The following is a 23,914-nucleotide window of genomic DNA, read 5'->3' as shown; positions in this document are numbered from 1 at the left end:
CGGACGCTTCCTTCGGTCCCGTATCACCGGGGCCCTCCGGGCGCTTCCCTTCGTTTTTCTTTCTTGTCTTGCGTTTCCGACTCTATCAGACTCTTCCGTGTCCGATTCCCGGTCGAAGCGGGGTGCTTTCGAGGTTTTTCGCTTTCGCGCTTTTCCCTTTCGGCGGTTCCAACTTTACCAGATTCTTTTTCGTTCCGTTTCCGGTCCGAATTCGATTTCCGGCGGCCAGTGGAGCGGCCTTGCCTTTCGGCGGATCCGACTTTATCAGAGATTCTGAGTCGGAATTTCCGCCCCGTGCGGGGCGCTCCGGGCACACGAGTGCGCGCGGTGCTTCCCGTTCAGGCGGAGACGTCAACGTACTGGAGCGGGGCTCCCCGATGCAAATCGAGGGCCCCGCTCCAGGTCAGGCGGTCGTGAGGGGTCAGACCTCGACGACGACCGGAAGGATCATCGGGCGTCGGCGGTAGGTGTCGGACACCCACTTGCCGACAACCCGGCGGACCATCTGCTGGAGCTGGTGGGGCTCCAGCACGCCGTCCTGGGCGGACTTGTCCAGGGCTTCCTGGATCTTCGGCGTGACGCCGGTGAAGGCGCTGTCGTCGATACCGGAGCCCCGGGCCTGGATGTGGGGGCCGCCCACGATCTTGCCGGTGGTGCTGTCGACCACGATGAAGACCGAGATGATGCCCTCGTCACCGAGGATGCGGCGGTCCTTGAGCGAGGTCTCGGTGACGTCGCCGACGGAGAGGCCGTCGACGTAGACGTAACCGGCCTGGACCTTGCCGACGATCTTGGCCTTGCCGTCGATGAGGTCGACGACCACGCCGTCCTCGGCGATGACGATGTGGTCCTTGGGCACGCCGGTGAGGGCGCCCAGCTCGGCGTTGGCCCGCAGGTGGCGCCATTCGCCGTGGACGGGCATCAGGTTCTTCGGCTTGCAGATGTTGTAGAAGTACAGCAGCTCGCCTGCGGAGGCGTGGCCCGAGACGTGGACCTTGGCGTTGCCCTTGTGGACGACGTTGGCGCCCCAGCGGGTCAGGCCGTTGATCACGCGGTAGACCGCGTTCTCGTTGCCCGGGATCAGGGAGGACGCGAGGATCACGGTGTCGCCGGGGACGATCCGGATCTGGTGGTCGCGGTTGGCCATGCGGGAGAGGGCCGCCATCGGCTCGCCCTGCGATCCCGTGCAGACCAGCACGACCTCGTCGTCCGGGAGGTCGTCGAGGGTCTTCACGTCGACGACCAGGCCCGCGGGGACCCGCAGATAGCCGAGGTCGCGGGCGATGCCCATGTTGCGGACCATCGAGCGGCCGACGAAGGCGACCCGGCGGCCGTACTCGTGGGCGGCGTCCAGGATCTGCTGGATGCGGTGGACGTGGCTGGCGAAGCTCGCCACGATGATGCGCTTCTGGGCGTTGGCGAAGACGGTCCGCAGGACGTTGGAGATGTCCCGCTCCGGCGGCACGAAGCCGGGGACCTCGGCGTTCGTGGAGTCGGAGAGGAGGAGGTCGATGCCCTCCTCGCTGAGGCGCGCGAACGCGTGCAGGTCGGTGAGCCGACCGTCCAGCGGGAGCTGGTCCATCTTGAAGTCACCCGTGGCCACGGCCAGGCCCGCGGGGGTACGGATGGCGACGGCGAGGGCGTCCGGGATGGAGTGGTTGACCGCGATGAACTCGCAGTCGAAGACGCCGAGGCGCTCGCGCTGCCCTTCCTGCACCTCAAGGGTGTAGGGGCGGATGCGGTGCTCCTGGAGCTTCGCCTCGATGAGCGCCAGTGTCAGCTTGGAGCCGATGAGAGGGATGTCCGGCTTCAGGCGCAGCAGGTACGGGACGCCGCCGATGTGGTCCTCGTGGCCGTGCGTGAGGACGATGCCCTCGATGTCGTCCAGGCGGTCCCGGATCGTGGTGAAGTCCGGCAGGATCAGGTCGATGCCGGGCTGCTCGTCCTCGGGGAAGAGGACACCGCAGTCGACGATGAGCAGGCGGCCGCCGTACTCGAAGACCGTCATGTTGCGGCCGATCTCACCGAGGCCGCCGAGGGGGGTGACCCGCAGGGCGCCCTTCGGGAGCTTCGGCGGGGTACCGAGTTCAGGGTGCGGATGGCTCAAAAGACTCTCCTTAACCACGCGCGCCACGTACCGCTGAGGCACGTGGCGCGCGTGTCATTCGTGCACTTGCTGTTGTCTTGGGTCGTGCTCTTCGCGAGGTGCCTCGCTCGTCTTCTTCATTCAGTTGTGAAGTCTGTGGTTACAGCTGTACCCCGCCGGCGGCCAGGTCGATCTTGAGCTGGGCCGTCTCCTGTGCGGTGAGCTCCACCAGGGGCAGGCGCAGCGGTCCGGCCGGGAGGCCCTGGAGCGTCAGCGCGGCCTTGGTGGTGATCACGCCCTGGGTGCGGAACATGCCGGTGAAGACCGGGAGCAGCTTCTGGTGGATCTCGGTGGCCTTCTGGACGTCGCCGCTCAGATGGGCCTCGATCAGCGCCCGCAGGTCCGGGGTGACCACATGGCCGACGACGGAGACGAAACCGACCGCGCCGACCGAGAGGAGCGGCAGGTTCAGCATGTCGTCGCCGGAGTACCAGGCGAGGCCGGACTGGGCGATGGCCCAGCTGGCGCGGCCCAGGTCTCCCTTGGCGTCCTTGTTGGCCACGATCCGGGGGTGGTCGGCGAGCCGGACGAGGGTCTCGGTGTCGATCGGGACGCCGCTGCGGCCGGGGATGTCGTACAGCATGACGGGCAGGCCGGTGGAGTCGGCGATGGCCGTGAAATGGCGCAGGAGGCCTTCCTGCGGCGGCTTGTTGTAGTACGGCGTGACGGCGAGGAGGCCGTGGGCGCCGGAGCGCTCGGCGGTGCGGGCGAGGTCGACGCTGTGCCGGGTGTCGTTGGTGCCGATGCCGGCGACGACGTGCGCCCGGTCTCCTACCGCTTCGAGCACCGCCCGTACGAGCTGGTCCTTCTCCGCGTCACTGGTGGTCGGGGACTCGCCGGTGGTGCCGTTGACGATCAGCCCGTCGTTGCCTGCGTCCACGAGGTGGGCGGCGAGCCGCTGGGCGCCGTCGAGGTCGAGAGCGCCGTCCGCCGTGAAGGGCGTGACCATAGCGGTGAGGACCCGCCCGAAGGGGGTCTGCGGAGTGGAGATCGGAGCCATGGGTAACACGCTACTCGCTGCTCAGCGCGTGGTCCCCTCTAGGGGGACCGGGAAAGAGGAGCCCGGCACTGCCTGCTCGGGGGTTCAAGCAGTGCCGGGTCCGTTTGATCAGCCTAGATGAACTTCTCGAAACGCCGCAATACGGACACCGCCTACGGGGCGACTCGTCCATTTTTGTTGAAGGCCGCATGAGTGAGCGGCATGAGCCGCGCCCAGTGGGCCTCCATCTGCTCGCCGACCATCTCGATCTCGCGCTGCGGGAAGGACGGGACCTTCGCCAGCTCGTGCTGGGTGCGCAGGCCGAGGAAGTGCATCAGGGAGCGCGCGTTGCAGGTGGCGTACATCGAGGAGAAGAGGCCGACGGGCAGGACCGCGCGGGCGACCTCCCGGGCCACACCCTTGGCCAGCATCTCCTGGTAGGCCTCGTAGGAGGCCCGGTAGGACTCCTCCATGGCGCGGGTGGTGACGTCGTACTGCTCCTCGGTGCCCTCGACGAACTCGTACTTGCCGGGGCGGCCCTGCTGGACGAGCTTGCGGGAGGTTCCGGGGACGTAGAAGACCGGCTCCAGCTCCCGGTAGCGGCCCGACTCCTCGTTGTACGACCAGCCCACGCGGTGCCGCATGAACTCGCGGAAGACGAAGATCGGGGCACTGACGAAGAAGGTCATCGAGTTGTGCTCGAACGGGCTGCCGTGCCGGTCCCGCATGAGGAAGTTGATGAGCCCCTTGGAGCGTTCGGGGTCCTTGGTGACCTCTTCGAGCGACTGCTCGCCGGCGGTGGAGACCCGGGCGGCGAACAGCACGTCCGCGTCGCCCGCAGCGCTCTTCACCAGCTCGACGGTGACATCGCTGCGGAAATGGGGCTTTGCGGGTTCGGGGGTGTCGGTCACCGACAGGGGTCCTTCCAGGGGCGGCGCGGGGGCCCGGCGGCGTGGCTCGGGCGGCGACCACTCTACGGGCCGGGTGGAGAGGGCATGCACGCGGCCGTGTCGGGCAGCCGTTCGTGGAGTTCCCCGAACAAGTACGGCGATTCGGGCACCGATCCGGCCGTTCGTACGTCTGACTCATTAGCAGCACCCGCCAGAGAGATCAAGGAGAGCTTCCTCATGTTCCGCCGGCGTGAATCCGTCCCGTTCTCGTTCGTCGCCGAGGCCGACCGGTTCCGCAGTAATGTCACTCCCCCTCCCGCACCCCGCGCCAGCGTTCCCGAGCTGCTGGGGCGCTCACTCGTCGGACTGACCGTCGTCGCCGGGCTCGTCGGGTCCCTGCTGCTGGGGCTCCCGGCGCTCGAATCCGGGCAGCCCGCCTCGCACGGCAAGCAGTCCGAGGCATCCCAGGGCCGTTGACGCGCACTCGTACGGCCCCCTGGGGTGGTCGGGCCGAGGGCGGCCTCGGTAGCCTCACCGGGCACAGCAATCGAGCGTGCTTGTGAGTGAGGATGAGTCGTGCCCCTGCCCTTTCTGACGGCCGACCGCGCATTCGATGCGAGCGCGGACGACGTCGCGCTGCCGTTCGACGACCACGACCGTTGGCGGCGGCCCTATCGCCCCGGCCCGTGGCGGGTCGCGGCGGCGGCCACCCTGTTGTTGCTGGCCTCGTTCGTGCTGCTCGCGGCGATGATCATCGGGTTCGCCGGAGCGCCTTCCGGGGCCACGGTCTGTCTGCTGCTGGCCGGCGCGCTGATCGGTGCGGCGCTGCGGCTGCTCCGGGTCGGGGCGTGGGTCAGCCGGCACGGTGTGCGGCGTGTGGGGTTCTTCCGGACCGTCACGGTGCCGTGGGCCTCGACCGCCTCGGTCCGTACGGTCCAGCAGCCGGTGAAGTGGCTCGGTCTGCCCCGTACGGTGCAGGGCCAGGCGCTGGTGGTGGCCCGGCAGAGCGGTGAGGCCCTGCCGCCGCTGGTCTCCGACCACAACGCGGACTTCCTCGGGCGCGAGGAGGCGTTCGAGCGGGCCACGGACGCGGTGGAGGCCTGGGCGGACGAGTACCGGCTCGGGTGAGCCGGTGGCCGTCGGCCGTACGTGAGTGAGCCCGGGACCCCACAAGGGTCCCGGGCTCACTCACGTACGGGCGGAAAGACGCCGTCAAGCGCCGGACCGGCTGGATGGGGCGGGGGCGTCCGGCCCGCTGGACGGTGCCGGCTGAGCAGGAGAAGGGCGCGCGCTGGATCTGTGCAGGGCAATGGCCCTCTGCATGGCCTTGCGGGCCCTCGGGGTGTCCCTCGCGTCCTGGTACGCCACCGCCAGTCTGAACCACGCGCGCCAGTCGTCCGGTGCGTCCTCCGTCTCCTCGCGGCGTTTGACGAAGGCGGCGTCGGCGGAGTCGCGGTCGATGCGGCCGGACGGGGTGCGCAGCAGGTCGTCGACCGGGAGGCCGCCCTCCGCGTCCAGTTCGGCGGCGAGCACGTTGGCCCGGCGGACGAACTGGGTGTTCTTCCAGAGGAACCAGACGCCGATCGCCGGCAGGACCAGCACGGCGATGCCGAACGTGACCGTGAGCAGGGTGCCGTGCCGGATGAGCATCAGGCCCCGGCTGCCGACCAGGACGAAGTAGAAGACCAGGACGGCGGCCGTGATGAAGTAGGTGATCTTCGCGCGCATGGGGGCCCGTCAGTTCAGGTCGAGGAAGTGTTCCAGGCCGAACGTGAGGCCGGGAGTGGTCACCACGCGGCGGACGCCGAGCAGGATGCCCGGCATGAAGCTGCTGTGGTGGAGGGAGTCGTGGCGGATGGTGAGGGTCTCGCCCTCGCCGCCGAGCAGCACCTCCTGATGGGCCAGCAGGCCGCGCAGCCGGATCGCGTGGACCGGGACGCCGTCGACGTCAGCGCCGCGGGCGCCGTCCAGGGCGGTGGTGGTGGCGTCCGGCTGGGGGGCGCTGCCGGCCTGCGCGCGGGCCGCCGCGATGAGCTGGGCGGTGCGGGTCGCGGTGCCGGAGGGGGCGTCGACCTTGCCCGGGTGGTGGAGTTCGACGACCTCGACGGATTCGAAGTAGCGGGCGGCCTGCTCCGCGAACTTCATGGTCAGGACCGCGCCGATGGAGAAGTTCGGGGCGATGAGGACGCCGGTCTCCGGGGAGTTGTCCAGCCAGCTGTTCAGCTGCGCGAGCCGTTCGTCGGTCCAGCCCGTGGTGCCGACGACGGCGTGGATGCCGTGCCGGAGGCAGAAGTCGAGGTTGCCCATGACCGACGCGGGGGTGGTCAGCTCGACGGCGACCTGGGCGCCCGCCTCGGCGAGGGCCTCCAGTCTGTCGCCCCGGCCCAGGGCCGCCACCAGCTCCAGGTCCTCGGCGGCCTCGACAGCCCGTACGGCCTCGGAGCCGATCCGGCCCTGGGCACCGAGAACGGCTACGCGCAGCTTGCTCATCTTGATTCCTTAGGGGGTGCGAGCGCTTGAGAGGTCAGGAGACCGCTTCGTGGAGGCGGTCCGCCTGCTTGTCCTTGAGCGGGCCGATGACCGAGAGCGAGGGGCGGTGGGTGAGGAGTTCGCCCGCCACCTCCCGTACGTCGTCGGGGGTGACTCCCGCGATACGGGCCAGCATGTCGTCCACCGACATCTGCTCGCCCCAGCACAGCTCGCTCTTGCCGATACGGTTCATCAGCGCGCCGGTGTCCTCCAGGCCGAGGACGGTGGAGCCGGAGAGCTGGCCGATGGCGCGGGCGATCTCGTCGTCGGCCAGGCCGTGGGTGGCGACCCGGTCCAGCTCGTCGCGGCAGAGCTTCAGGACGTCGTGGACCTGGCTGGGCCGGCAGCCCGCGTAGACGCCGAAGAGTCCGCAGTCCGCGAAGCCCGAGGTGTACGAATACACGCTGTAGGCCAGGCCGCGCTTCTCCCGTACCTCCTGGAAGAGGCGGGAGCTCATACCGCCGCCGAGGGCCGTGTTGAGGACCCCGAGGGCCCAGCGGCGGTCGTCGGTGCGGGCGAGGCCGGGCATGCCGAGAACCACGTGGGCCTGCTCGGTCCTGCGGCCGAGCAGCTCGACCTTGCCGGCGGTGCGCAGGGTGCGGGAGCCCTGGCGGGGGGCCAGGGGCACCGCGTCGTGACGGGAGAGGGCGCCGGCCTTCTCGAAGGCGCGGCGGACCTGGCGCACGACCGTGGCGTGGTCGACGTTGCCCGCGGCGGCGACGACCAGGTGCGTGGGGTCGTAGTGCTTCTTGTAGAAGCGGGCGATCTGGCCGCGGTTCAGGGCGTTGATCGTGTCGACGGTGCCGAGGACGGGACGGCCGAGGGGGGTGTCGCCGAGCATGGTGTGCGCGAACAGGTCGTGCACGCAGTCGCCCGGGTCGTCCTCGGTCATCGCGATCTCTTCGAGGATGACGCCGCGCTCGGCGTCGACGTCCTCGGGGGCGATCAGCGAGCCGGTCAGCATGTCGCAGACGACGTCGATGGCGAGCGGCAGGTCGGTGTCGAGGACCCGCGCGTAGTAGCAGGTGTACTCCTTCGCCGTGAAGGCGTTCATCTCGCCGCCGACCGCGTCGATGGCGGAGGAGATGTCGAGGGCGGTGCGCTTGGCGGTGCCCTTGAAGAGGAGGTGTTCGAGGTAGTGGGTCGCGCCGTTGAGGGTGGGCGTCTCGTCGCGGGAGCCGACGTTCGCCCAGATGCCGAAGGTGGCGGACCGGACGGAGGGCAGGGTCTCGGTGACGATCCGCAGACCGCCGGGGAGGACGGTGCGGCGGACCGTTCCGATGCCGTTGCTGCCTTTGAGAAGCGTTTGGGTACGGGCGACGGCCCGCCCCTCGGAGGAGGGGCGGGCCGTCGTCGCGGAACTACGGGACGTCACTTGTCGGTGTCGTCCTTCGTCTCGTCTTCTTCACCCTCGATGACGGGGATGAGGGAGAGCTTGCCGCGGGAGTCGATCTCGGCGATCTCGACCTGGACCTTGGCGCCGACGCCGAGCACGTCCTCGACGTTCTCCACGCGCTTGCCACCGGCGAGCTTGCGGATCTGCGAGATGTGCAGCAGGCCGTCCTTGCCCGGCATGAGCGACACGAACGCACCGAAGGTGGTGGTCTTGACGACCGTGCCCAGGTAGCGCTCGCCGACCTCCGGCATGGTCGGGTTCGCGATGGCGTTGATCGTGGCGCGGGCGGCCTCGGCCTGCGAGCCGACCTGCGCACCGATGTAGATGGTGCCGTCGTCCTCGATCGTGATGTCGGCGCCGGTGTCCTCCTGGATCTGGTTGATCATCTTGCCCTTGGGGCCGATGACCTCACCGATCTTGTCCACCGGGATCTTGACGGTGATGATCCGCGGGGCGTTCGGGGACATCTCGTCCGGGACGTCGATGGCCTCGTTCATGACGTCCAGGATGTGCAGACGGGCGTCACGGGCCTGCTTCAGCGCGGCGGCCAGGACCGAGGCGGGGATGCCGTCGAGCTTGGTGTCGAGCTGGAGCGCGGTCACGAACTGCTTCGTACCGGCGACCTTGAAGTCCATGTCACCGAAGGCGTCCTCCGCACCGAGGATGTCGGTGAGGGCGACGTAGTGGGTCTTGCCGTCGATCTCCTGCGAGATCAGACCCATGGCGATACCGGCGACGGCGGCCTTGAGGGGCACACCGGCGTTCAGCAGGGACATGGTGGAGGCGCAGACCGAGCCCATGGACGTCGAGCCGTTGGAGCCCAGCGCCTCGGAGACCTGGCGGATCGCGTAGGGGAACTCCTCGCGGGTCGGGAGGACCGGCACGATGGCGCGCTCGGCGAGCGCACCGTGGCCGATCTCGCGGCGCTTGGGCGAGCCCACGCGGCCGGTCTCACCGACGGAGTACGGCGGGAAGTTGTAGTTGTGCATGTAGCGCTTGCGGGTCACCGGGGAGAGGGTGTCCAGCTGCTGCTCCATACGGAGCATGTTGAGGGTGGTGACGCCCAGGATCTGGGTCTCGCCCCGCTCGAAGAGCGCCGAGCCGTGCACGCGCGGGATGGCCTCGACCTCGGCGGCGAGCGTACGGATGTCCGTGACGCCACGGCCGTCGATGCGGACCTTGTCCTTGATGACGCGCTCGCGGACCAGCTGCTTGGTCAGCGAGCGGTAGGCGGCGGAGATCTCCTTCTCGCGGCCCTCGAAGGCCGGGAGGAGCTTCTCGGCGGCGATCTCCTTGACGCGGTCCAGCTCGGCCTCGCGCTCCTGCTTGCCGGCGATGGTGAGCGCCTGCTTCAGCTCGGGCGTGACGGCCTTGGCGAGGGCGTCCAGGACGTCGTCCTGGTAGTCCAGGAAGACCGGGAAGTCGCCGACGGGCTTGGCGGCCTTGGACGCCAGGTCGGACTGGGCCTTGCAGAGCGCCTTGATGAAGGGCTTCGCGGCTTCCAGACCGGCGGCGACGATCTCCTCGGTGGGCGCCTCGGCGCCGTCCTTGACGAGCTGGATGGTCTTCTCGGTGGCCTCGGCCTCGACCATCATGATCGCGACGTCGCCGTCGTCCAGGACACGGCCGGCGACGACCATGTCGAAGACGGCGTCCTCCAGCTCGGTGTGGGTCGGGAAGGCGACCCACTGCCCCTTGATCAGGGCGACGCGCGTGGCGCCGATCGGACCGGAGAAGGGCAGGCCCGCGAGCTGGGTGGAGCAGGAGGCGGCGTTGATCGCGACCACGTCGTACAGGTGGTCGGGGTTGAGCGCCATGATCGTCTCGACGATCTGGATCTCGTTGCGCAGGCCCTTCTTGAAGGAGGGGCGCAGCGGGCGGTCGATCAGGCGGCAGGTGAGGATCGCGTCCTCGGAGGGGCGGCCCTCGCGGCGGAAGAAGGAGCCGGGGATCTTGCCCGCGGCGTACTGCCGCTCCTCGACGTCCACCGTGAGGGGGAAGAAGTCCAGGTTGTCCTTGGGCCGCTTGGAGGCGGTGGTGGCCGACAGCACCATGGTGTCGTCGTCCAGGTACGCGACGGCGGAGCCGGCGGCCTGCTTGGCCAGGCGGCCCGTCTCGAAGCGGATGGTGCGGGTGCCGAAGGTGCCGTTGTCGATGACGGCCTCGGCGTAGTGGGTCTCGTTCTCCACTAGTGATTTCTCCATACTCGTCGTCTTTCGTCCTCCCGCCCGTGTGGCGGAGGACGGTGCGGGAGAAGCGCACCGTGTGTGCGGGCCGGTCTTCGATCGAAGCTCCCGGGCATGTTCCCGGGGGCCACTACCGAGGACCGGCGGCGGCGTCGCTGCGCCTCTCCCTGGTACTGCGTGGGTGTTGCGGGGTGTTACAGGTGTTCCGGTGTCCAGGTTACTGAGCTTGACACCGGTCGCGCACGTACGGCAAAGGGAGCGATCCCCTCAGACTCGGGAACCGCTCCCTCTCCACGGCGTACTTACTTGGCGCCGCCGGCCGCACCACGGCGGATGCCGAGGCGGTCGACCAGCGCGCGGAAGCGCTGGATGTCCTTCTTGGCGAGGTACTGCAGGAGGCGGCGACGCTGGCCGACCAGGATCAGCAGACCACGACGGGAGTGGTGGTCGTGCTTGTGCGTCTTGAGGTGCTCGGTCAGGTCCGAGATCCGGCGGGAGAGCATGGCGACCTGGACCTCGGGGGATCCGGTGTCACCCTCCTTCTGGGCGAACTCGGCCATGATCTGCTTCTTCGTAGCGGCGTCGAGCGGCACGCGTACTCCTCTTGATGTTCGAAGCGCCCACGAGTGCCCCTGGTCTTGTTCTCAGGGGAGCTTCCGTGACTCGGAGGCGAAGGTCCGATGAGCGCAGTCCCCAGGATGATCCGGAGAGGCGTACACAAACGGCCACTGGTCAGAGTACCAGCCATTCGGGGCACACCCGGACGGCCCAGTCCGGCGGTCAGCCGGCGAGGGCCGGGCCGGGCGTACGGCGGTCAGCTGGTCAGCGCGCGGATCGAACGGTAGACGTCGAAGACCGCGAGGCAGAGCGGGAGCAGTGTGAGCAGGACGACCGTCTCCGCGATCTCCAGGAAGCGGCCCCAGAACGGGGTGACCCCCTTGCGCGGCACGATCAGCCCGATGGCGGTGATCAGGGCGGCGACGCCCGCGACGGCGGCGGCGAGCCACACCGTACGGATGTCGAGTGCGGCACCGTCCCCGCGCAGCGCGTCGCGCACCAGGGTGAGCGGCGGGTTGAGGGAGAGGCCGAGGCCGAGCAGGACGAGGGAGCCGAGGCCGGCGGCGAGGGCGCAGCCGACCTGGGCGGTGTAGCGGAACAGGTGGGCGCGCATCAGCATGGCGATGCCGGTGGCCAGGGCGAGGAGCTGGCCCCAGACGTTGTCGGAGAAGCCCAGCACCGCGGCCGCCGCCACGGCCACCAGGGCGCAGCCGCCGACCAGGCCGAGCAGCAGTTCGTGGCCGCGGCGGGCCTGGGCGGCGATCCGGGCGGCGTCGACCGCGCCCGGGGGTGTCTGGTCGCCGGTGCCGTAGTCGCCGACGGCGGACCGGGGCGGTTCGAAGCCGATGGGAAGGCGGGCGAAGCGGGTGGAGAGACCGGGCAGGAAGGCCAGGGCGCCGACGGCGAAGGGGGCGCAGACGGCGGCGGCCTCGGTGGGCTTCAGCTCGGCGCTGATCGCGATGAAGGTGACGACGAGGCCGGTGGCGCTCGCGAAGACGGCCGCGACGAACGGGCCGTCGCCGCCGGGTGCGGTGATCATGAGGATGACCGACACCACCAGGACGGCGGCGCAGGCGAGCAGGAACTGCAGCCGCCCCACGCCCTGGCCCGCGGAGAGGGTGAGCAGCCCGGAACCGGCCACGGCCGCGTTCACCACGGCCCCGGTGCCGAGCGCGATGGCCGAGCCCCGGTCGTCGTAGACGCGGGCGCGGACGCAGGCGAGGGCGAGCAGGAGTACGGCGGCGGTGGCGGCCAGGACGCCGGGGAGCCCGTGCATGTCGTGGCGGGGGTCGGCGGTCCACAGCACGAAGCCGAGCAGGCAGAGCAGGACGGCGCCGCCGAAGAGGCCGGCGCCGCGCATGAGGGAGTCGCCCCAGAGGGTGCGGTCCTTGGTGACGGCGGTGGCGACCGCGTCGGAGACGTCGTCGAAGACGGCGGGCGGCAGCGATTCGGAGAAGGGGCGCAGGGCGAGCAGCTCGCCGTCGAGGATGCGGTGGCCGGCCAGCGTACGGGCGCTGTCCAGGACGGTGCCGTCGCGGCGTACGAGGTGGTAGCCGACGGGGGCGCCGGGGGCGGGGCTCTGCCCTGAGAGGCGGAGGATCTCGGGGTAGAGGTCGGCGACGGGCACGTCCTCGGGCAGGGCCACGTCGACCCGGCTGTCGGGGGCGACGACCGTGACCCGGCAGAAGCCGGTGCCGTCGGCGGACGCGGCGCCGTGGCTGGGCCGGCCGCTCGTGGTGGCTGCCGTCCGGTCCGTCATCGTCACCTTGCTGCTCCCCCTGTTGTGCTTCGGCGCTCTGCTGCGTGCTGCTCGGTTTCCGGCGCTTCCGCCGGAAACGCCCTTCAGAACCGCGGATTCAGCCCCGCGTCCCGAATGGCCGCCTTCTTGCGGTAGTTAGCGGATGCGTATACGCATCGCGACACCCTACCGCCATGGGGTCCCCGCTCCGCCAGTAGGATCCAACGCGCGGATGGAGCCCGTCGCCACGGGGGCGCCGATAGGAACACTTCCGTCCGGCAAGGGAATTGGTGAGCTGTGAGCCAGATCGTCGTCAAGCGCCCACCGCGGGCCCTGCCCTCCGAAGTGCCGGTCGAGCAGGTGCAGTTGCAACCTCCGCCGGAGTTGCCCCGCGGTCAGCAGGAGGGCGCGCTGATGCAGCTCCTGCCGATGCTGGGCATGGGCGGCTCGGTCGTCTTCTTCTTCATGACACCGAATCCGATCATGCGGATCATGGGCGTGATCATGATCGCCTCGACGGTCGCCATGGCCATCGCGATGCTGGTGCGCTTCCGGCGGGGTACGCAGGGCCAGCTCGCGGACATGCGGCGGGACTACCTGAAGTATCTGACGCAGACCCGGCGGACGGTGCTGAAGACCGCGCGCAAGCAGCGTGACGCGCAGTTCTACCTGCACCCCTCCCCCGATCAGCTGTGGGCGCTGGTCGCCGAGGGCAGCCGGGTGTGGGAGCGGCGGGTCGGTGACGGGGATTTCGCGCAGGTACGGATCGGGCTCGGCAGCCAGGAGCTGGCGACACCCCTGGTCGCGCCCGAGACGGCGCCGGTCGATGAGCTGGAGCCGCTGACGGCCGGGGCGATGCAGCAGTTCCTGACGACGCACTCCACCCTGGACGGGCTGCCGATGGCGGTGTCGCTGCGGGCGTTCTACCACCTGACGGTGAGCGGCCACGCGGACTCCGCCCGCGCCTCGGCACGGGCGATGGTCGGCGCACTGGCCTCGCTGCACTCCCCCGAGGACCTGGTGATCGGGGTCGCGGCGGGCGCCGAGGCGGCCCCGCACTGGGAGTGGGCCAAGTGGCTCCCCCACGTACAGGACAGGTCCTCGACCGACGGGGCGGGCAGCCGCCGTCTGATCACCGGCGGTGTCCTGGAGCTGGAGCAGCAGCTGGCTGCCCGGCTCGACGGCCGCCCCCGTTTCCAGCCCGGCGGCCCGCCGCTCCTGGAGCAGCCGCACATCGTGGTCGTCCTGGACGGCGACTCGGTGCCCCCGATGTCGGTGCTGGCCTCGGCGGAGGGGCTGCAGGGTGTGACGGTCATCGAGGTGGTGCCGGGCGAGGTGCAGGGGGCGCGCGGCGGCCTCTCCGTCGTGGTGCAGCCGCAGTCGCTCCGGCTGGAGTCGGGGCACGGGCTCGTCTACGACGGGGTGCCCGACCTGCTGAGTCCCGAGGCGGCGGAGGCGCTCGCCCGTCAGCTGGCGCCGCTGCACATGGCGACGGGCGGGGACGACGACGAACCGCTGCTGGCCAACCTGGAGTTCACCGATCTGCTGAACCTGGGGGACGCGGCCTCCGTCGACGTGAGCCGGACCTGGCGGCCGCGCTCCCAGGCGGAGCGGCTGCGGGTGCCGATCGGGGTCGGCGAGGGCGGCGCTCCGGTGATGCTGGACCTCAAGGAGGCGGCGCAGGAGGGGATGGGGCCGCACGGGCTCTGCGTGGGGGCGACGGGTTCCGGCAAGTCGGAGCTGCTGCGCACGCTGGTGCTCGGCCTGGCGGTGACGCACACCTCGGAGACGCTGAACTTCGTCCTCGCGGACTTCAAGGGCGGGGCGACGTTCGCCGGTATGGCGCAGATGCCGCACGTGGCGGCGGTGATCACCAACCTGGCGGACGACCTGACGCTGGTGGACCGCATGGGCGACTCCATCCGCGGTGAGCTGAACCGGCGCCAGGAGATGCTGCGCGACGCGGGCAACTACGCCAACATCCACGACTACGAGAAGGCGCGTTCGGCCGGTGCGCCGCTCCAGCCGATCCCCTCGCTGGTCCTGGTCATCGACGAGTTCAGCGAGCTGCTGACGGCGAAGCCCGACTTCATCGACATGTTCGTGCAGATCGGGCGCATCGGCCGGTCGCTGGGCGTGCATCTGCTGCTGGCGTCGCAGCGGCTGGAGGAGGGTCGGCTGCGCGGGCTGGAGACGTACCTCTCGTACCGCATCGGTCTGCGGACCTTCTCGGCGGCCGAGTCCCGGGCGGCCATCGGTGTACCGGACGCGTACCACCTGCCCAATGTCCCCGGTTCCGGGCTGCTCAAGTTCGGTACGGAGGAGATGGTGCGGTTCAAGGCCGCGTACGTCTCCGGGGTGTACCGGACGGGTGACCGGCAGGCGGCGCTGGCCGGCGGGCCGCTGCCGGTGGACCGGAGGCCGGTCGCGTTCACGGCGGCTCCGGTGCCGGTGCGGTACGTGCAGCCGGACCCGCAGGCCGGGGGCGGGGTGCCGGAGCAGCGGTCGGCGGACGACGACGCGCTGGCGGACACGGTGCTGGACGTGATCGTGCGGCGGCTGGAGGGCCGGGGCGCCTCGGCCCACCAGGTGTGGCTGCCGCCGCTGGACAACCCGCCGACGCTGGACGAGATCCTGCCGGGGCTCTCGGCCGTACCGGGGCGCGGGCTGACGCAGCCCGGGTTCGAGGGGGCGGGGCGTCTCGTCGTACCCCTGGGCGTGATCGACAAGCCGTTCGAGCAGCGGCGCGACACGTTGTACCGGGACTTCTCCGGCGCGGCGGGCCATATGCAGATCACCGGCGGTCCGCAGTCGGGCAAGTCGACCCTGCTGCGGACGCTCATCGCGGGCTTCGCGCTGACCCACACCCCGGAGGAGGTCCAGTTCTACGGGCTCGACTTCGGTGGTGGCGGCCTGTCGTCCATCGCGGGCCTCCCGCACGTCGGCGGGGTCGCCTCGCGCCTGGACCCCGAGCGGGTGCGCCGTACGGTCGCCGAGGTGTACGGGATCCTCTCGCGGCGCGAGGAGTACTTCCGCAGCGCCGGCATCGACTCCATCGCCACTTTCCGGCGGATGCGGGCGCGCGGCGAGATCTCGGTGACGGACCAGCCGTGGGGCGATGTCTTCCTGGTCATCGACGGGTGGGGCAACTTCCGTGCGGACTACGAGGCGCTGGAGAACGCCGCCGTGGACATCGCGGCGCGGGGCCTCGGTTACGGCATCCACCTGATCGTCACGGCATCCCGGTCCCTGGAGGTCCGGGCCAGCCTGAAGGACCACCTGATGAACCGGCTGGAGCTGCGGCTCGGTGACGTCATGGACTCCGAGCTGGACCGCAAGGTCGCGGCCAATGTCCCGGCCGGGGTGCCGGGGCGCGGTCTCATCCCGGAGAAGCTGCACTTCATGGCGGCGGTGCCGCGGATCGACGGCATCAACTCCGACAGCGATCTGTCCGAGGCGACGGCCGCCATGAGCCAGGAGGTCTCCCGCCACTGGACGGCGGCCCCGGCACCGCAGGTCCGTCTCCTCCCGCGCCGGCTCCCGGCCGCCGAGCTCCCGGCGGGCCATGCGGTTCCGGAGCGCGGCATCGCCTTCGGTATCGACGAGAACAACCTGGCGCCGGTCTTCCTCGACTTCGACCACGACCCGTTCTTCCTGATCTTCGGCGAGAGCGAGTCCGGCAAGTCCAACCTGCTGCGGCTGCTGATCAAGCAGCTGACGGAGCGGTACGAGGGCGACGCCTGCAAGTTCTTCGTCGTCGACAACCGGCGCTCGCTGCTGGACGTGACCCCGGCGTCGCATCTGGCGGAGTACATCCCCATGTCCAACAACATGGACCACCACATGGTGGCGCTCCACGACCTGATGAAGCGCCGCACTCCGTCGGCCGACGTCACGGCCCAGGAGCTGCGGGACCGCAGTTGGTGGCGGGGCCCGGCGGTCTACGTGGTCATCGACGACTTCGACCTGGTCTCCACGTCGAGCGGCAACCCGCTGTCGTCCCTCACGGAGCTGCTCCCGTTCGCCCGTGACGTGGGCGTCCGCTTCATCATCGCCCGCAACACGGCGGGGGCGAGCCGGGCTCTGTACGACCCGTTCCTCCAGCGCATGACGGAGCTGGGCGCGCAGGGGGTGCTGCTGTCGGGCGACCCGATGGAGGGGGACATCCTGGGCGGCGTCCGCCCGCGGCCGATGCCGGCGGGGCGGGGGGTCTTCATCACCCGGCGGCGGGGGAACCCGTTGGTGCAGACGGGGTTGGTGGAGGGTCAGTAGGGCGTACCCGTGCAGCACATCAGGGTGGACACCTCCCGCGCGTGTCCACCCTGATGTGTTGTTTGCTGTTCGCTCTTTGCGGTCTGTTTCCCGCCGGATCGGCTGCCAGCTGCTGCCTGATCGGCTGCGGGTCGGGTTGCCGGTCAGCCCCCTGATCGGCTGCTGGATCGACTACCAGTCAGCTCTGATCGGCTACTGGAAGTTCGCCGCGGCCCGCTTGTCACCGCTGCGGTAGGCGGTCTCCGCCTCGCGCACAGCGCGGGAGATCTGCGAGAGGTTCTCCCGGATGCCCGTCGCCTGCGTGTCCCACCGCGTCTGCGCGGAGCGGTAGGCCGACTTGGCCTCGCCCTCCCACAGCTCGGAGACCGAGGCGATCATCGCCTTGATCGCCTTGAGGTCCTGGTCGAGCTGCTTGGCCTGGCGGTCGATGGACGCGGCCGCGAGGTCGAGGCTGGCATAAGTGACGACCGTCGTACCGTCGTTGGCGGCCATGTGGTCCTCCTTCAGTCGAGTTGGGGAATGCCGGTCAGAGGTTGTTCAGGTTCGAGGTCCGGGCCGTGGCCGCGGCGTCGCCCGAGTAGCCGTCGACGACGTCGACGCCCATGAGGGCGGCCTTGATCTCGTCCTCGGTGTTGCCCGAGATCGTACGGGCGGCCTTGATGGCCTCCTGGAAGCGGAGCAGCTCGTTGCCGATGCCGACCATCGCGTTGTTGATCTGGGTCTGCTTCTGGTTGAAGTGACCTGCCCCGATGCCCTTCCAGGCGCCTTCGAGGCTGTCGATCGTCGCGTGCAGCTGTCGGAGCTGGCCCTTCACCGAGTCGAACCTCTCGGTGAGGGCGTTCTCGAGCCTGAGAAGGGCTTCGGCTGAGACCTTCTGATCTGCGGACATGACTTTCCTTTCCTGCCAGTTGATGGTGCGAGGCCGGCATGGCTCGCCAGCCGGTACATGTGAGGAACCCTGCGGTCAGGCCGCGCCGCGTCTGCGGACGAGGGCGAAGACCACTCCCCCGAGGACGGCCACGCCTGCGATCCCGCCGAGGATCAGGCCGAGGGGGGCGCCGTCGTCACCCGGCGCCTGCGCCTTGCTGTCGCCTGCGGCGACGGTTTCGTCGGCCTCGCTGCCCTTGCCGCTCTGGGCGGGCTGGCCTGAGGGGGGCGGTGAGGCCGGGGAGCCGGTGGTGCGCTCGTTGGTGAGCGGGCTGATGTCGGGGTCGCCGGGGTCGCCCTTGCCCTTGAGGATGTTCATCGCGGGGCGGATGAGGCCGTGGCCGAGGTAGGAGCTGCGGTCGCCCTTCTTCCAGTCGCGACTGGCGGTATCGAAGAGCACGTTGAGAACTTGATTCGCGGTCCAGTCGGGGTTGGCAGACCAGACGAGGGCAGCGGAGGCGGAAGCAATAGCGGTTGCGGCGCTGGTTCCGCCGTCTCCGTCGCAGTAACGCTGAAAGGACTTATCACACCAGTGGGGAATTTCTTGCCCGGGAGCAGCAATATTGACCGTATTCCCGTGCTGCGAATATTTCGCCACCTTTCCGTCCCGGTCAGCAGCAGCGACCCCCACCACCTGAGGATACCCAGCCGGATACTCCTCCTGATTGCGCCCTGAACCGTCATTACCAACGGCTGCAAAGAATAGCTTTCCCTTGCTCTCAGCGTACTCGACTGCTTCTCGCTCTTCGGGCGAGGAATACGGGCTACTGACGGACATGCTGATGATCTTTGCATCGCTGTCAGCCGCAGCCCTGATGGCGTCTTCGACGTCACGGGCGTTGACGGAATTCCTGTTCTGAAATTCTGTATCGCTGACGCGCATAGGGATGATCTTCGCTCCGGGGGCAAGTCCCTTCAGACCGCCTCCAGCCCCCGTCCCGGCAATCAGCTCGGCCATATTCGTGCCGTGCCCGTCGTAGTCGTCGTTCTCATCGCCAGCAGCCCCTGTGGCATCAAGCCCTTTGAGGACCTGGCCCTTCAGAGACGGAGTGTTCGGGTTGACGCCGGAGTCGATGACAGCGACTTTGATGCCTTCGCCTGTCGTGATCTTCCACATCTCCTCAGCCTGCAAGGCCTTGAGGTACCACTGCTTGGACTGCACGTCCGCAGCTGCTGCAGGCTGCGCCAAACCGGCGAAGACCACACTCCACGAAGCGACCGCGGCCAGTGCGCCGAGCACACGCCCCTGGGGCCGGCCCATTCCTGCTGTCATTCCGACTTCCGAACCTTCCCTGAGTGCTGCTACTCGACCACCGGTGGCACGGCTCCGCGTCGCCGGGCCGCCCATGTCTCTTCGTCTTCCGTCAGGTAGTCCGGACGCGTCGACCCGGTGTTCTCCTCATCCTTCCGGTCAGTCTTCCGGCGGCTGGCAGGGCCACGGACCAGACCTGTGCCGCCTGCGGTGAAGCCCTTGGCCCCGGAGCCTGACGCCCCTCTGGAGGCATTACCAGTCGCGCCGGGGGCGCCGATCACAGTTCCTCGCGGCACGCCACGTGCTCCGCCACTTCCGGCTGTACCGGAGACAGCCCGCTGCGGAGTGCCGCCCACGATGCCGTTGCCTTGTCCCGTACGGGTGCTTCCGGGCGCAGCCGTACCACCGTGGGCCGCGATGGGACGGCCGCCTGTGATCCCGGGCTGACCAGCCATCGGAAGCTGCGTAGCTCCACCGAAGCGCCCCGTCGCTGATGGCCCGCTGGCCATCGGACTCGGTCGGCCGACGGGCGTGCCAGTGCCACCCCCTGATGTGGGACCGGCGCCGGTGGAAGTGGGCTTACCCGGGCCTACTGCGGACTGGCTCGCGAACCGGGGCGCACCCACCGGTCCCGTAGCCCTCGAGGGGCCTGGCGGCACCGAGTTCCCGAGACTGGGCGCCATAGGCGGCGTTGGTGTACTGCTCGGACCCGGACTGTTGGTGATCGAGGGCGCGGGTGTGGTGCCGATGGCGGTATTCGGCGCGGTAGGCGTTGTGACGCTGTTGATCTCCGTGGACGTGTTCTTGTCCAACACGGGCGCAGGCCCCAGATACTCGGCCGAAGGCCGACTGACGGAGCTGCCTGGACCGTCGGGCCCTCCTGTGCTCGCACGCACCGCAGAGCCCGGTACCGGAGCGTCACCCAAACGCTCCCCGCCCGTAGGCGCGCCACCCTCTGCGGAAGAATTCTTCCGCAGAGTGCGTGGCTTCGGCACGTCGATACCCAGCCGCTGATCGAACCGCGGCGGCTCCTGCGCAGCCAGCACCTCTTCCGACACCGCGTAGTACGACGCCAGCCGGTTGATCTGGTTGATGGCCTCCTGGCGGTTCTTCTCCACCGCCATGGCCTCCGCGTACACCGGGTTGGTCTCGGTCCGGGCCGGGAACAGGATGTCGTCCACGTCCGTCTGGATCATCCGGCGGTCGCGCGGCGGCATGGAGTTGCGTACCGACGCCAGGCCCGTGCCCGCCACCGTGATCTGCGTGCCCGCCGCGTCCGCGAAGTCGCTGAGCTTCGTGGCGTGGCCGACCAGGCCCTTGCCCCACTTGCGGAACGCCTCGCCGGACTCGCCCTGCCAGTCGACCTTGTCGATGTGGTCGCCCAACTCCTTCGCCGCACTCCGGATCGCGTCCCTGGCCTTCCAGAGCGCCTCGCCCGCGCTCTCCAGGTCCGCCGGGTTGGAGTTCTCCACCAGGTCGATGATGGCGTTGAGGTCGTGTCCCTCGAAGGAGGTACGGCCTCCGGTGCCGCCACCGCCGGGGGCGAAGAGGTTCAGGACCTTCCTGCCCAGCTCCGTCGCGTCGGTGACGACCAGTTGGGTCCTGACGCGGCCCTCGTCCTGCTTCTGCTGTTGGGCAGGGGTCAGCTCGGGCTGCTTCTCGTCGCTCACTTCGACTCCCACCCGAGATCGGACTGCCCTCGATCGTTCTCCGTTTCAGGCTTGACAGCGCCCTTGCGCTCCAAGTCGATCCGCGTCTGGATCTCGTGGAACCGCCGCCTCGTGTCGTCGTCCACGTTGTCGAAGCCCACCGCCGCCGCGTGCACGCCCAGGCTCAGGTACTCGATCTGGTCGCCGAGCGACTTGGAGAGCGAGACCAGGGACTGGTGGACGCGGTTGTACTGGGTGTAGAGGCCGTCCGCCTCGGCGAAGCGGGCGTTGGGGCCGCTCAAGGAGGCGCGGGACACCGTCTGTGCCGCCACCTTCGACTTGCCGGCCGCCGAGCCCTCGAGGTCCGCGAGTACGGCGTCCACCCGCTTCTTGAAGGTCTCCAGCGCGCCTACACCACGCCTGAGATCACCGCCTGGACCGGTCACAGTGCCGTCCTCCCCGTTGTGCATCCCCGTTTGCTCGGACCGTTCGGCGTTGCTATCGCATCGACACGGTCGGAGCCCATCTCATCCGGCAACTCTAGTCACTGCGTGGCGCCGGGCCAATCGGGTTGGCTGCCACGTGACTTGTCTCATGCGTCAGCCGCCGCCCGCCACCCGCCTCATCCGGCGGTTCCTGTCCCGTACGGCTACTGCCGCACCGGCGATCGCGGCCACCAGGACGCCGCCGCCCACGACGACGTACGTCGCCAGGCGGGCGTTGCGTTCGTCGGCCGTCTCGCCCAGGTGGAACTCGGCCGGGGTGGGGGCTTCGCCTTTGCTCATGCCCTCGCGGGCGACCGGGCGGTCGATGGGCTTGTCGTCCTCGGTCAGGGCGCGCACCGGGTCGACGACGCCCCAGCCGACGTGGCGGTCGTGGCCCGCCACCGAGCGTTCCGCCGTCTGCTGGATCTGGGCGACGATCTGGCGCTGCGTCCACTCGGGGTGCTTGGCCTTGATGAGGGCGGCGACCCCGGCGACGTACGGGGCGGAGAAGCTGGTGCCGTTGTCGGCGCAGTGGCCGCCGCCGGGGACGGTGGAGATCATGTCCACGCCGGGGGCGGCGATGCCGACGAACCCGCCGCCCTGGGAGAAGTAGGCGCGTTCGTTGTTCCGGTCCGAGGAGGCGACGGCCAGGACGCCTTCGTACGAGGCCGGGTAGGTCGGCTTCACCTTGCCGTCCACCCCGTCGTTGCCCGCCGAGGCGACGACCACGATCTCCTTGGACAGGGCGTGGTCCACCGCCTGCTTCAGGAGCGGGGTCGGCGCCACGGCGTCGGCGGTGTCCTGGGAGATGTTGATGATGTCGGCCTCCGCCTTGTCGGCGGCGTAGCGGATGGCCTCGGCCAGGGTCTCCGCCGTGCCGTTGCCGTCGGCGTCGTTCTGCTGGATCGGGATGATCGTGGCATCGGGGGCGAGACCGGTGAAGCCCGTGCCCTTCGCCTCGCGTGCGGCGATGATGCCGGCGACCTTGGTGCCGTGCCCCACCGTGTCCGTGGTGCCGTCCTCCTTGCCGCGCTCCAGCTCTCTGCCGTCCTTCGTCTTGAGGCCCTTCCGCATCATGTTGCGGCCCGCCTTGACGTCCACGGCGCTCTTCAGCTGAGGGTTCCTCACGTCGACGCCGGTATCGATGACGGCCACCCGTACCCCCTTACCGGTGGACTGCTTCCACAGCTCGTCCATCAGCACGCGCTGCAACGACCAGGGGCGGCCCGCGTACATCTTCGAGGGGAACGTGCACTGCGTCGTGTCGTCCGCCGTGGCGGTGGGGAACGGCAGGGCTACCAGGAGGAGGCCTGTCGCCGTCGCCACCTTGAGGAGGCGGCCCATACCCGGGCCCGGACCCGCCGTACTCATGAGCCCTGCGGCTGGCTCGCCGCGCCCGTCGAGAGCCTGGGGCCCGTCGGCAGGAACGTGGACCAGACGGCCGGTACCGGGGTGGGGTCGACGTCCTTGTAGCCGAGCAGGTTCTGTGCCTGCTGTGCCTCCTGGCGGCGCGCCTGCTGCTCCTTCTCCGAGCCGGAGGCGCCGATGCCGGAGTCGTCCTGGCCGCTGTCGCTGTTGGACTGCATCGCGTAGCGCAGGCCGGTGTCGGTGACCAGGAAGAGGAAGCCCACATCGGTCTTCGAGCCCTTGAACTGGCGGAAGAACTCACCTGATCCGGGCGTCACGTAGGCGCTGGAGGAGCCGGTGGGCAGCGTCGCCGGGAATCCCGTACCGGCCCAGGTCGAGAGGGTGGTGGCGCCGTTGTCGGCGTCGACGTCGCGCAGGACGTTGCACACGGTGTTCCGACTTCCCTTCCCGACGTCCGGTGAGTTGACGGGCTTCGGCTCGTGGGCGGGCCAGTCGAGCTCCGCGCCGAAGGCCTGGCCCGGCGAGAAGTCGGCGGCGCTCACCGGCTTCTCCCGGCCGGCCTGGCCGAGCGTCGACAGGTCCCGGCTGCTGAGCAGGAGCTTGGCGATGAAGTCCGAGACCGGGGCGACCCTGCCGGGCAGGACGACATAGCTCTGGGTCCTGGTTCCGGCGGTGGCGGCCAGGACCATGCCGACCTTGTTGGTGGCGGCGTCCAGGGTGCCCGGGGCGTTCGCCGGGTCGCCCGGCTTGCCGTCCAGGGTGGGGAAGGTGATCCGGTCACCGCGGTGCAGCGTGGCCAGCCAGGCGGCGGAGACGCGCTGGGGCTTGGCGTTCTGGCCGACCAGGGTGCGCAGCAGCAGTTCGTCGTCGGGGAGCGGGTAGGCCTTGCCTACGGCGTCGACGAGATAGCGGGTCCGGTCGGGGGCGGGCCCCTCGACGTACATGACCTCGCCGCCGCGCAGCCGTGAGGCGCCCTCGGTCTTGTTCTTCTCGCGCTCGGCGAGGACGAAGGCCGCCTTCTGGATGGCCTGGCCGCCCTCGCCGGGCCGCTCGCAGACCGCCCACCGCTTGGCGGCCCCGGCGTCCTTGGGGTCGGGCAGCCGGTCGGGGGCGTACGGGATGCCGAGGGTCGCGCCGTGCGGGATCGTGCCGTTGTCCAGCACCGATTCGTCGACGTTGACGACCGTGCCCTTGTCCTGGGCGAGCAGGAGCTTGGCCGAGGACATGTTCAGGACGGGGTGGAGCTGCTTCTTGCCGTTGGTCGTCAACACCACATAACGGGTGGTGGACTTGCTGGCGATGATGACGTTCTCGTGCGGGGTGTCCCAGCCCTTGGGGGCCACCGGCTTGAACATGCCCCAGGCGCCGAAGCCGGCGAGGACGACGACGCCGATGATCGCTCCCGGCAGGACCGCGCGCAGGGGGCGCGGCGCGCCTTCCTCGGAGCCGGTCGGGTTGGGTTGCAGGAACTGTGCGATCAGCCTTCGCTTCGCAAAGGTGTAGGCGTTGAGCTCGTCCCGCCGTGATGCCATGTTCCGC

At 69.6% G+C, this 23,914-nt stretch carries 19 protein-coding genes; 3 read left to right on the top strand and 16 right to left on the bottom strand.

The features are described 5' to 3' along the window. Positions 1-421 precede the first annotated feature (421 nt). The 3 genes from AC0682_RS24915 to thyX all read right to left on the bottom strand — a co-directional run bounded on the left by AC0682_RS24915 (position 422) and on the right by thyX (position 4,036). On the bottom strand, positions 422-2,107 hold the full coding sequence (locus AC0682_RS24915) for a ribonuclease J (RefSeq protein WP_478535178.1): 1,686 nt from the start codon (positions 2,105-2,107) through the stop codon (positions 422-424). 139 nt (positions 2,108-2,246) lie between these two features. Continuing rightward, the gene (dapA, locus tag AC0682_RS24910) at positions 2,247-3,146 is read right to left on the bottom strand and encodes a 4-hydroxy-tetrahydrodipicolinate synthase (protein WP_478535177.1); all 900 of its coding nucleotides are present in this window, start codon (positions 3,144-3,146) and stop codon (positions 2,247-2,249) included. Positions 3,147-3,298: 152 nt separating this feature from the next. Further along, a complete protein-coding gene (gene thyX / locus AC0682_RS24905; RefSeq protein ID WP_127466520.1) occupies positions 3,299-4,036 on the bottom strand; it encodes an FAD-dependent thymidylate synthase in 738 nt (245 codons plus the stop codon). Positions 4,037-4,252: 216 nt separating this feature from the next. Here thyX and AC0682_RS24900 point away from each other — a divergent pair, with 216 nt between their 5' ends. Next, positions 4,253-4,492: a hypothetical protein gene (locus AC0682_RS24900; RefSeq protein ID WP_254811534.1), complete on the top strand. Its 240-nt coding sequence runs from the start codon at positions 4,253-4,255 to the stop codon at positions 4,490-4,492. Positions 4,493-4,591: 99 nt separating this feature from the next. Then, a complete protein-coding gene (locus AC0682_RS24895; RefSeq protein ID WP_478535176.1) occupies positions 4,592-5,143 on the top strand; it encodes a hypothetical protein in 552 nt (183 codons plus the stop codon). 84 nt (positions 5,144-5,227) lie between these two features. Here the strand turns inward: AC0682_RS24895 and AC0682_RS24890 are convergent, their stop codons facing one another. The 6 genes from AC0682_RS24890 to eccD all read right to left on the bottom strand — a co-directional run bounded on the left by AC0682_RS24890 (position 5,228) and on the right by eccD (position 12,443). Further along, positions 5,228-5,743 (bottom strand): hypothetical protein, encoded by a 516-nt coding sequence (locus AC0682_RS24890; RefSeq protein ID WP_478535175.1) that lies wholly within the window; start codon positions 5,741-5,743, stop codon positions 5,228-5,230. 9 nt (positions 5,744-5,752) lie between these two features. Further along, positions 5,753-6,505, bottom strand: coding sequence for a 4-hydroxy-tetrahydrodipicolinate reductase (gene dapB / locus AC0682_RS24885; protein ID WP_478535174.1), 753 nt, complete (start codon positions 6,503-6,505; stop codon positions 5,753-5,755). A 34-nt stretch (positions 6,506-6,539) separates the two neighbouring features. After that, entirely contained in the window at positions 6,540-7,919 is a 1,380-nt protein-coding gene (locus AC0682_RS24880; protein ID WP_254811537.1) for a M16 family metallopeptidase, read from the bottom strand. Beyond that, the gene (locus tag AC0682_RS24875; protein ID WP_478535181.1) at positions 7,916-10,129 is read right to left on the bottom strand and encodes a polyribonucleotide nucleotidyltransferase; all 2,214 of its coding nucleotides are present in this window, start codon (positions 10,127-10,129) and stop codon (positions 7,916-7,918) included. The genes AC0682_RS24880 and AC0682_RS24875 overlap by 4 nt, the downstream gene beginning before the upstream one ends. A gap of 299 nt (positions 10,130-10,428) precedes the next feature. Next, positions 10,429-10,719, bottom strand: coding sequence for a 30S ribosomal protein S15 (rpsO, locus tag AC0682_RS24870; RefSeq protein WP_014048684.1), 291 nt, complete (start codon positions 10,717-10,719; stop codon positions 10,429-10,431). A gap of 221 nt (positions 10,720-10,940) precedes the next feature. After that, positions 10,941-12,443, bottom strand: a complete 1,503-nt coding sequence (eccD, locus tag AC0682_RS24865) for a type VII secretion integral membrane protein EccD (RefSeq protein WP_254811538.1) — start codon at positions 12,441-12,443, stop codon at positions 10,941-10,943. Between the two features lie 276 nt (positions 12,444-12,719). On the opposite strand from eccD, the gene eccCa reads away from it, so the two are divergent. After that, entirely contained in the window at positions 12,720-16,694 is a 3,975-nt protein-coding gene (gene eccCa, locus AC0682_RS24860) for a type VII secretion protein EccCa (protein ID WP_478535173.1), read from the top strand. 192 nt (positions 16,695-16,886) lie between these two features. Here eccCa and AC0682_RS24855 read toward each other — a convergent pair whose 3' ends face one another. The 7 genes from AC0682_RS24855 to eccB form a co-directional block, all read right to left on the bottom strand. Further along, positions 16,887-17,186: a WXG100 family type VII secretion target gene (locus AC0682_RS24855; protein WP_103421454.1), complete on the bottom strand. Its 300-nt coding sequence runs from the start codon at positions 17,184-17,186 to the stop codon at positions 16,887-16,889. 34 nt (positions 17,187-17,220) lie between these two features. Then, entirely contained in the window at positions 17,221-17,583 is a 363-nt protein-coding gene (locus tag AC0682_RS24850) for a WXG100 family type VII secretion target (protein WP_018488792.1), read from the bottom strand. 75 nt (positions 17,584-17,658) lie between these two features. Then, positions 17,659-18,894, bottom strand: coding sequence for a S8 family serine peptidase (locus tag AC0682_RS24845; RefSeq protein ID WP_478535172.1), 1,236 nt, complete (start codon positions 18,892-18,894; stop codon positions 17,659-17,661). A gap of 29 nt (positions 18,895-18,923) precedes the next feature. Beyond that, on the bottom strand, positions 18,924-20,543 hold the full coding sequence (locus AC0682_RS24840; RefSeq protein WP_478535171.1) for a WXG100 family type VII secretion target: 1,620 nt from the start codon (positions 20,541-20,543) through the stop codon (positions 18,924-18,926). Beyond that, positions 20,540-20,992 (bottom strand): hypothetical protein, encoded by a 453-nt coding sequence (locus tag AC0682_RS24835; protein ID WP_478535170.1) that lies wholly within the window; start codon positions 20,990-20,992, stop codon positions 20,540-20,542. Before AC0682_RS24835 ends, AC0682_RS24840 begins: the two co-directional genes overlap by 4 nt. Positions 20,993-21,121: 129 nt before the next feature. Further along, positions 21,122-22,351, bottom strand: a complete 1,230-nt coding sequence (mycP, locus tag AC0682_RS24830) for a type VII secretion-associated serine protease mycosin (protein ID WP_478535180.1) — start codon at positions 22,349-22,351, stop codon at positions 21,122-21,124. A 23-nt stretch (positions 22,352-22,374) separates the two neighbouring features. Next, a complete protein-coding gene (gene eccB, locus AC0682_RS24825; protein ID WP_478535169.1) occupies positions 22,375-23,907 on the bottom strand; it encodes a type VII secretion protein EccB in 1,533 nt (510 codons plus the stop codon). Positions 23,908-23,914: the final 7 nt, after the last annotated feature.

The organism is Streptomyces sp. NPDC043746 (genome assembly GCF_056436485.1).
This window is presented reverse-complemented; position numbering and strand designations above follow the sequence as displayed.